The 8,658-nt window shown below is 71.3% G+C and carries 8 protein-coding genes and 1 pseudogene; 3 read left to right on the plus strand and 6 right to left on the minus strand.

What is annotated here, in order from left to right; translation table 11 throughout:
- Positions 1-25: 25 nt before the first annotated feature.
- Positions 26-856 (minus strand): nucleotidyltransferase domain-containing protein, encoded by an 831-nt coding sequence (locus ACIQVL_RS19245; RefSeq protein ID WP_403442181.1) that lies wholly within the window; start codon positions 854-856, stop codon positions 26-28.
- A gap of 51 nt (positions 857-907) precedes the next feature.
- Entirely contained in the window at positions 908-1,582 is a 675-nt protein-coding gene (locus tag ACIQVL_RS19250; protein WP_018547939.1) for a Crp/Fnr family transcriptional regulator, read from the minus strand.
- Between the two features lie 356 nt (positions 1,583-1,938).
- Between ACIQVL_RS19250 and nth the strand changes: the two genes are divergently transcribed.
- The 3 genes from nth (at position 1,939) to ACIQVL_RS19265 (ending at position 5,064) form a co-directional block, all read left to right on the plus strand.
- Positions 1,939-2,940: an endonuclease III gene (nth, locus tag ACIQVL_RS19255; protein ID WP_403475905.1), complete on the plus strand. Its 1,002-nt coding sequence runs from the start codon at positions 1,939-1,941 to the stop codon at positions 2,938-2,940.
- Between the two features lie 100 nt (positions 2,941-3,040).
- Positions 3,041-3,745, plus strand: coding sequence for an NUDIX hydrolase (locus tag ACIQVL_RS19260; RefSeq protein ID WP_403442176.1), 705 nt, complete (start codon positions 3,041-3,043; stop codon positions 3,743-3,745).
- 119 nt (positions 3,746-3,864) lie between these two features.
- Entirely contained in the window at positions 3,865-5,064 is a 1,200-nt protein-coding gene (locus ACIQVL_RS19265; RefSeq protein ID WP_403442173.1) for a MarP family serine protease, read from the plus strand.
- A gap of 33 nt (positions 5,065-5,097) precedes the next feature.
- On the opposite strand, the gene ACIQVL_RS19270 is transcribed toward ACIQVL_RS19265, so the two are convergent.
- The 4 genes and pseudogenes from ACIQVL_RS19270 to nhaA all read right to left on the minus strand — a co-directional run bounded on the left by ACIQVL_RS19270 (position 5,098) and on the right by nhaA (position 8,371).
- Entirely contained in the window at positions 5,098-5,277 is a 180-nt protein-coding gene (locus ACIQVL_RS19270) for a hypothetical protein (RefSeq protein WP_351960864.1), read from the minus strand.
- Between the two features lie 127 nt (positions 5,278-5,404).
- Positions 5,405-6,325, minus strand: coding sequence for an alpha/beta fold hydrolase (locus ACIQVL_RS19275; protein WP_403442170.1), 921 nt, complete (start codon positions 6,323-6,325; stop codon positions 5,405-5,407).
- Positions 6,322-6,810 carry a phage holin family protein gene (locus ACIQVL_RS19280; RefSeq protein WP_403442168.1) on the minus strand — a complete coding sequence of 163 codons (489 nt, stop codon included), beginning with the start codon at positions 6,808-6,810 and terminating at the stop codon, positions 6,322-6,324. The genes ACIQVL_RS19275 and ACIQVL_RS19280 overlap by 4 nt, the downstream gene beginning before the upstream one ends.
- A 105-nt stretch (positions 6,811-6,915) precedes the next feature.
- A pseudogene (nhaA, locus tag ACIQVL_RS19285) lies at positions 6,916-8,371 on the minus strand (Na+/H+ antiporter NhaA).
- Positions 8,372-8,658 lie beyond the last annotated feature (287 nt).

Below are 8,658 nucleotides of genomic sequence, written 5' to 3' on the forward strand. Positions count from 1 at the left end.
CATCGCGGCACTTCCGGCGGAGCGCTCAGTCCCAGCCCGCGGGCCGGGGCGCCTTCACGCCGTGCACGCGCGTGTACTCGGCGGCGAGCCAGGGGGCGAGGTCGTCGACGTACGACCGCAGTAGGGTCCGGTCGCCGACCGGCTCGTACCCCGCCTCGGCCGCGCGGCGCAGCTGTTCGGCCCGCTCCGGGTAGTAACCGGCGAACGCCTCGGCCATCTCCCGCAGGTCGCTGGTCCAGCCGTTCCAGCGGGGCATGACGAGGGTGAACGCGGTGCGGACGAGACTCCGCGACATGAAGCGCACCAGGGGCCGCAGGGCCTCCTCGGTGCCGTCCGCGGCCGCGATCCGCTCCCGCCAGCGCGGCAGGTACCGGGCCAGGTCGCCGTTGGTCTCGCGGGCCAGCAGCGAGTCGGGGCGGTAGCGGGGCAGGAACTCGGCGAGGTCCTCGCCGAGCAGCGGGGTGCAGAGGCAGGCCACGAACCAGCCGATGTCGTACCGTTCCAGCTCGCTGAGCACCCGCGCGCGGGAGTAGAGCAGGGTCCCGACCCCGTCGATCTCCGGGAACTCCTTGTCGACGGCCTCGCCGAACACGCGGGCCGCGTCCCGGTCGGCGTCGGTCGGCTCCTCGCTCAGCACGACCACCAGATCCAGGTCGCTGTGCCCCACGCGCGCGGTGCCGCGCGGAATCGACCCGTAAAGGTAGGCGCTGTCCAGCCCCGCCCCGAAGACGTCCAGGAGCCGGTCGCGGGCGGCGGCGACCACCGGGCGGAACAGGTGCGGCACGCGCGCGTGCGAGCCCTCGCGCTCGATGAAGCCCAGGGCGTCGAGACCCCGGGACGCGACTGTTTCAGGCATGGGAACCGAACACCGGCCCGTCCGGAGCCTGCGGCCCCGGAAACCGGCGCTCTACCGGGACCGCTTCGCCAGCCGCTCGACGTCCAGCAGGATCACGGCTCGCGCCTCCAGGCGCAGCCAGCCGCGCTGGGCGAAGTCAGCCAGCGCCTTGTTCACGGTCTCGCGGGACGCGCCGACCAGCTGGGCCAGCTCCTCCTGGGTGAGGTCGTGGACGACGTGGATGCCCTCCTCGGACTGCACGCCGAAGCGGCGGGAGAGGTCCAGCAGGGCACGCGCGACCCGGCCCGGCACGTCGGAGAAGACCAGGTCGGACATGGCGTCGTTGGTCTTGCGCAGCCGGCGGGCGACGGCGCGCAGCAGGGCCGTGGCCACCTCGGGGCGGGCGTTCAGCCAGGGCTGGAGGTCGCCGTGGCCGAGGCCCAGCAGCTTGACCTCGGTCAGCGCGGTGGCGGTCGCCGTGCGCGGGCCCGGGTCGAACAGCGACAGCTCGCCGATCAGTTCGCCGGGGCCGACGACGGCGAGCATGTTCTCCCGGCCGTCGGGGGAGGTGCGGTGGAGCTTGACCTTGCCCTCGGTGACGACGTAGAGCCGGTCGCCCGGGTCGCCCTCGTGGAACAGGGAGTCGCCACGCGCGAGGGTCACCTCACTCATGGAGGCACGCAGCTCCGCGGACTGCTCGTCATCGAGCGCCGCGAAGAGCGGGTTGCGCCGCAGAACGTCGTCCACGAGTTCTCTCCTTGTCGACCTGCTCAGGGGATCTTGCTCCCCCTTGGTACCAGGGGACCGTGCTCCCCATTTTGCCGGACCGTCCAAACAGTGTGATCTGTCACAAGGATGCCGCACAGGTGTCCCGAGGTAAGCGGCAGGGGTCCAATCGGGGGCTGATCTTCCGGGTCCGGGGCGGATGTCGGTGCCGGGCTTTAGGCTGGCCGGGTGTCCAAATCGCCGGTAGAGCACAGGCCAAGGGGGCTGGGCGGGTGGTTGTACGAGGTGATTCCGCTGTGGGCGAACAAGGGTCCGATGCCGCCTCCGGTGAACCGAAAAAGGCGGCAAAGGCGGTGAAAGCCGCGAAAGAGGCTGCCGTGAAGAAGACGGCGGTGAAGAAGACGGCGGTGAAGAAGACGGCGGTGAAGAAGACCGCCGCGAAGAAGGCAGCGCCGGCGGCGAAGAACACGGCCTCGAAGAACACGGTGGCCAAGAAGCCGGCAGCGAAGAAGGCGACCGCCGCCGGGAAGGCGACCGTCAAGAAGACCGCGGCGGTCGCGGAGGCCGCCGTCGGGCAGCCGCAGCCTGCCGGGAAGCCCGAGTCGCCGGCGGCACTGGTCCGCCGTGCCCGCCGGATCAACCGCGAGCTCGCCGAGGTGTACCCGTACGCCCACCCCGAGCTGGACTTCGAGAACCCCTTCCAGCTCCTGGTCGCCACGGTGCTGTCCGCCCAGACCACCGACCTCAGGGTCAACCAGACCACCCCGACGCTGTTCGCGAAGTACCCCACCCCCGAGGACCTGGCCGCCGCCAACCCGGAGGAGGTCGAGGAGATCCTGCGGCCGTGCGGGTTCTTCCGGGCGAAGACCAAGTCGGTGATAGGGCTGTCCCAGGGCCTGGTCGAGCAGTACGGCGGCGAGGTGCCGGGGCGGCTCGAAGACCTCGTCAAGCTGCCCGGCGTCGGCCGCAAGACCGCGTTCGTCGTGCTCGGCAACGCCTTCGGGCGCCCCGGCATCACCGTGGACACGCACTTCCAGCGCCTGGTCCGGCGGTGGCGGTGGACCGCGGAGACCGACCCCGACAAGATCGAGGCGGCCGTCGGCGCGCTGTTTCCCAAGAGCGACTGGACCGACCTGTCGCACCATGTCATCTGGCACGGCCGCCGGATGTGCCACGCGCGCAAGCCCGCCTGCGGCGTCTGTCCGATCGCCCCGCTCTGCCCGGCCTACGGGGAGGGCGAGACCGACCCGGAGAAGGCGAAGAAGCTGCTCAAGTACGAGAAGGGCGGCTTCCCCGGCCAGCGGCTCAAGCCGCCGCAGGCGTATCTGGATGCGGGCGGCAAGCCGGCGCCGCCGCTGGGCGCAGTATCAGGGACATGACCCAGGGGTCTTCTCAGGGACGGAGAACGGAACGATCAAGGAGACTTCGGGCGTTGGAACGGGCAGCAGGACGGGGGAGCAGGGCAGGACGGGGGATGCCGTGACACACAGCAAGGCGCAGACGGGCGGTGCCCGCGGGGATGTGGCGCTCCGCAAGGAGGGGCTGCCGGAGTGGCTCGACCCGGTGGTGCGGGCCGCCGAGACGGTCCAGCCGCTCCAGCTGAGCCGCTTCCTGCCGCCGGAGAACGGGGCGGGGCGGCAGTCGGCCGTGCTCATCCTGTTCGGCGCGGGAGAGCAGGGGCCCGAGCTGCTGCTGATGGAGCGGGCCGGTTCGCTGCGCTCGCACGCCGGGCAGCCCTCCTTCCCCGGCGGCGCCCTCGACCCCGAGGACGGCGACCCGAAGGCCGACGGGCCGCTGCGGGCCGCTCTCCGCGAGGCGGAGGAGGAGACCGGGCTGGATCCGGCCGGGGTCCAGCTGTTCGGGGTGCTGCCCAGGCTGTACATCCCGGTGAGCAAGTTCGTGGTCACCCCGGTGCTGGGCTGGTGGCGCGAGCCGACACCGGTGGGCGTGGTCGATCCGAACGAGACGGCGCGGGTCTTCACGGTCCCCGTGGCGGATCTCACGAATCCGGCCAACCGGGCCACCACCGTGCATCCCAGCGGCCACCGAGGCCCGGCATTCCTGGTCGAATCGACCTTGGTGTGGGGGTTCACGGCCGGGGTGATCGACCGCCTGCTGCACTATGCGGGATGGGAGCGCTCCTGGGACCGCGAGAAGCTGGTCCCGCTCGACTGGCGGTCATGACAGGGTGTCCACCGTGCTGTGTCATCCGGGGGATGTTGTGTCCCATTTGCCGCCTCGTGGCGGGCCGGACCCCGGCCGACCTGTAGAGACCGCGAAGCGACGAGGCGAGGCTTGACTCGGTGAACGTGCTGGACATCCTGTTGCTGGTCGCCGCCGTGTGGTTCGCGATCGTCGGCTACCGCCAGGGGTTCGTCGTCGGCATCCTGTCGGTGATCGGCTTCCTGGGCGGCGGGCTCGCCGCCGTCTACGCCCTGCCGGTGATCTGGGACGCGGTGACCGACAACGCCGAGGTGAGCACCACCGCCGCGGTCGTCGCCGTGGTCGTCGTCATCGTCTGCGCCTCCGTCGGCCAGGCCCTCACCACCCACCTGGGCAACAAGCTGCGCCGGTACATCACCTGGTCCCCGGCCCGCGCCCTGGACGCCACCGGCGGCGCGCTCGTCAACGTGGTGGCGATGCTGCTGGTGGCCTGGCTGATCGGCTCCGCCCTCGCGGGCACCACCCTGCCGACGCTCGGCAAGGAGGTACGCAACTCCAAGGTGCTGCTCGGGGTGTCCAGGGCGCTGCCCAACCAGGCCGACACCTGGTTCGCGGACTTCTCCGCGGTCCTCGCGCAGAACGGCTTCCCGCAGGTCTTCAGCCCCTTCGCCAACGAGCCGATCACCGACGTCTCGCCGCCCGACCCGGCCCTCGCCAACAGCGCGGTGGCCACCAACGCGAAGCAGTCCATCGTCAAGGTGACGGGCACCGCGCAGAGCTGCGGCAAGATCCTGGAGGGCACCGGCTTCGTCTTCGCCGACCGCCGCGTCATGACCAACGCGCACGTGGTCGGCGGCGTCGACGAGCCCACCGTCCAGATCGGCGGCGAGGGCCGCAGGTACGACGCCAAGGTCGTCCTCTACGACTGGCAGCGCGACATCGCCGTACTGGACGTACCGGGCCTGCGGGCCAGGGCCCTGCAGTTCTCCGCCAAGGACGCGGAGACGACCGACAGCGCGATCGTCGCCGGGTTCCCGGAGAACGGCTCGTACGACGTCCGGCCCGCCCGGGTGCGCGGCCGGATCACGGCCAACGGCCCGGACATCTACCACCGCGGCACCGTCCGCCGTGACGTCTACTCGCTCTACGCGACCGTCCGCCAGGGCAACTCCGGCGGCCCGCTGCTCACGCCGCAGGGCAGGGTGTACGGGGTCGTCTTCGCGAAGTCACTGGACGACGCCGACACCGGATACGCCCTCACGGCCGACGAGATCCAGGCGGACATCGCCCGGGGCCGTACCGCGAGCCAGCAGGTGGGCACCGACAGCTGCGCCCTCTAGAGGCCCGTGCGGGGGCCTTGAGGGGGTCGGCGGTCAGCCGCGGGTGTGGCGCAGACGTACCGAGACCCAGCGGGCCCGGCGGCGCAGAATGTGCGGAATTCCCACCCTGAGGTCTGTGCCCGGCAGCTGCGGGGCGGCACCCCGGTAGGGGTTCGGGCCGCCTGTCGTACGGCGGCTGCGGGGTGCGTCACTGTAGTCGTGCGTCCAGCCCATACCCCGACGTCTGCCCCTGCCCCAAGGTCGATAACCTCCCGCACGCCCCTCAATCGGCCTATGCGCCGGGCATGTGGCCGTTCGTAGAACAGGTGTCCAGATCCGGATACCGGGCGCATCAGCGCGGTCACCGGTCGGGCTCGGGGTCTTTCAGCCAGTTGACCAGTTCGGCGGAGAAACCCACCGGGTCCTCCTCGTGCGGGAAGTGCCCCAGCCCGTCGAACAGCCGCCAGCGGTACGGCGCTTCGACGTACTCGCCGGAGCCGGCCGCGCTGCGGGTGCGGGTGACCGGGTCCAGGGAGCCGTGCAGGTGCAGCGTCGGGACCCGCACCGGGCGCTTCATCCTGCGGTTGAACTGGATGCCGTCCGGTCGGGCCAGCGAGCGCACCAGCCAGCGGTACGGCTCGATCGAGCAGTGCGCGGTGGACGGGATGCACATGGCCCGCTGGTACGTCTCCACCGCCTCGTCGTCCGGCAGCTTCGGGCCGGACCAGTCCCGGATCAGCCGGGCGACCAGCGCGCCGTCGTCGGCGGTGAGCTGCCGCTCGGGGATCCAGGGCCGCTGGAAGCCCCAGATGTAGGAGGCGGCGGCGGTCTGCCGGCGGTCCCGGAGCATCGCCGAGCGCCAGCGCCGCGGGTGCGGCATGGACACCACCGCGAGCCGTCGTACCAGCTTGGGGCGCATCGCGGCCGCCGTCCACGCCAGGTAGCCGCCCAGGTCGTGGCCGACCAGCGCGGCGTCCGGCTCGCCGAGGGAACGGATCACGCCGGTGATGTCGAGGGCGAGGTTCGCCGGGTCGTAGCCGCGCGGGGTGCGGTCGCTGCCGCCGACGCCCCGCAGGTCCATGGCGACGGCCCGGAAGCCGGCGTCGGCGAGCGCGACCAGCTGGTGCCGCCAGGCCCACCAGAACTGCGGGAAGCCGTGCACCAGCATGACCAGCGGTCCGTCGCCGAGCTCGGCGATGTGGAAGCGGGCGCCGTTGGCGGCGACGTCCCGGTGCGTCCAGGGGCCCTCCAGCCGTACGGCCGAGGGAGCGGGGTCGGTCATGACGACGAGCGTCCCACAGCGGCCTCGATGGCGCGTACGTCGTCCCGGGGGAGTTCCGGGCGCGGGTGCGGCTTGGCGTTCTGCAGCACGCCCGCCGTCTCCTTCATGGACGCGGCCACCTTCTGCGGGCCCTTGCTCTTCTTGGCCTTCTTCGCGAAGACCACGCCGACCAGCGCGAGGACGACGGCCACCAGGACGTTCGCCCCGAAGGAGAGCAGGAAGCAGATCGCGAGATTCCAGTGGCTCCAGGTCCGAATGCCGTACGCCAGGGCGAAGTTGAGCATCGGAAGGGAGAACAGCAGCAGCACCCCGGCCGCCGAGAACGCACCGCCGCTGGTCGCGCCCTTCTTGACGTCCTGCTTCAGCTGGGCCTTGGCCAGCGCGATCTCGTCGTGCACCAGCGCCGACATCTCGGCCGTGGCCGAGGCGAACAGCTGGCCGATGCTGCGTTCGGCACCGACCGGGCTGCCGTCGGGTGCGCTCATCGCGGTCTCCCTCTGCGTCTTCGTCGTCGTCTGCACCGGTCTCTGGGTACCGGCCCTTTGTGCGCCGGCCTTTTTGTGCCGGTCCTTTTGTACCGTCTCGTCAGATCATGCCGGACGGCCGCCCTGCGCGCCTGCCCCGCCCGGCACTTCGGCAAGCGCGTCCCGCCCGCCGGCCCCCCTAGGAGGCGGCTTTCTCCGCCGCGATCCTGCGGTGTTCGGCGGCCTTCCGCTCGTAGATCTGCGCCATTCGCAGGTGGTACGCCGGGTCGTCCTGCTCGTACACGTCCGGGATGCCGTCGAGGTCGTCATCCCGTTCCTCGGCCTCGACCAGCCTGCGGTAGCGGGTGTTGCGCATCTTCAGCAGCACCGTGGCGCACAGGGCCGCGATGAGCGAGCCGGTGAGCACGGCGGCCTTGACCTCGTCGGTGAGCACGGCGTCGCCGGCGAAGGCGAGTTCGTCGATGAGCAGCGAGACCGTGAAGCCGATGCCGGCCAGCGAGGCCACCGCGAAGACGTCCGCCCATTCGAGGTCCTCGCTGAGCGTGGCCCGGGTGAAGCGGGCGGTCAGCCAGGTCCCGCCGAAGATCCCGGCCGCCTTGCCGACCACCAGGCCGAGGACGACGCCGAGCGTCTCCGGCTTGGTGAAGACGTCGCCGAGCGCCCCTCCGGACACCTTCACACCGGCGCTGAAGAGCGCGAACAGGGGCACGGCCAGCCCCGCCGACAGCGGCCGCACCAGGTGCTCGACGTGCTCGCCGGGGGAGTGCTGCTCGTCCTCGCGGGTGGTGCAGCGCAGCATGAGACCCATGGCGACACCGGCGATGGTCGCGTGCACGCCGCTGTTGTACATCAGCGCCCAGATCACGACCGCGAGCGGGACGTACACGTACCAGCCGCGCACGCCCCTGCGCAGCAGCAGCCAGAAGACGACGAGGCCGAGGACCGCGCCGCCGAGCGCGGCGAAGTGGATCCGCTCGGTGAAGAAGATCGCGATGATCAGGATCGCGAACAGGTCGTCCACGACCGCGAGGGTGAGCAGGAACGCGCGCAGGGCACCCGGCAGCGAGGTGCCGATCACCGCAAGGACGGCCAGCGCGAAGGCGATGTCGGTGGCCGTGGGCACCGCCCAGCCCTGCGTGGAGCCGCCGCCGGCGAGGTTGGTGAGGGTGTAGACGAGCGCCGGCACGGCCATTCCGCACAGGGCGGCGACCACCGGGAGGACGGCCGCCTTCGGGTCCCGCAGGTCGCCCGCCACCAGCTCGCGCTTGAGTTCGATACCGGCGACGAAGAAGAAGACGGCGAGCAGGCCGTCGGCGGCCCAGTGGGCGACGGAGAGGTTCAGGCCGAGGGTGCCGGGGCCGAAGTGGAAGTCGGCGACGCTCTCGTAGCTGCGGTGGAGCGCGGGTATGTTCGCCCAGACCAGCGCCGATATCGCGGCGACGAGCAGCAGCACACCGCCGACGGTCTCGGTCCGCAGCGCGTCCGCCACGATGGTCCGCTCGGGCAGCGAGAGCCGCCCGAGGACCTTCCGGACGGGGGTGGCGGTGCGGGGGCGGGACACGGGAACCTCCGGTCGGTGGGCAGGACAGGGCTACTTGCCGACCAGACTTCCCGGCACACCTTTGGATCACGCTACTTTGCTTAGTTTACCTAAGGTGTGGCGAGAGTTGCCAGGTGAGTCTCACGGTAGGTGCAAAAAGGGCGCCCGGCGCGTTTCGCGCCGGGCGCCCTGTGCGGGCCGTGCCGGTCCGGATCAGTCCTCGCTGGGCGCCGCGGGCAGCTTCGCCTGGATGAGGTCCATGACCGTCGAGTCGGTCAGGGTCGTGACATCGCCCAGCTGCCGGTTCT

The sequence above is a fragment of the Streptomyces sp. NPDC090499 genome (genome assembly GCF_044769305.1).
Taxonomy (GTDB): Bacteria; Actinomycetota; Actinomycetes; order Streptomycetales; family Streptomycetaceae; genus Streptomyces.

Excerpts from the sequence above, each read along its gene's own strand:
- ACIQVL_RS19245 (WP_403442181.1), bottom strand. The coding sequence starts at position 856 with ATGCCTGAAACAGTCGCGTCCCGGGGTCTCGACGCCCTGGGCTTCATC.
- ACIQVL_RS19270 (WP_351960864.1), bottom strand. The coding sequence starts at position 5,277 with ATGGGCTGGACGCACGACTACAGTGACGCACCCCGCAGCCGCCGTACG.
- ACIQVL_RS19275 (WP_403442170.1), bottom strand. The coding sequence starts at position 6,325 with ATGACCGACCCCGCTCCCTCGGCCGTACGGCTGGAGGGCCCCTGGACG.
- ACIQVL_RS19280 (WP_403442168.1), bottom strand. The coding sequence starts at position 6,810 with ATGAGCGCACCCGACGGCAGCCCGGTCGGTGCCGAACGCAGCATCGGC.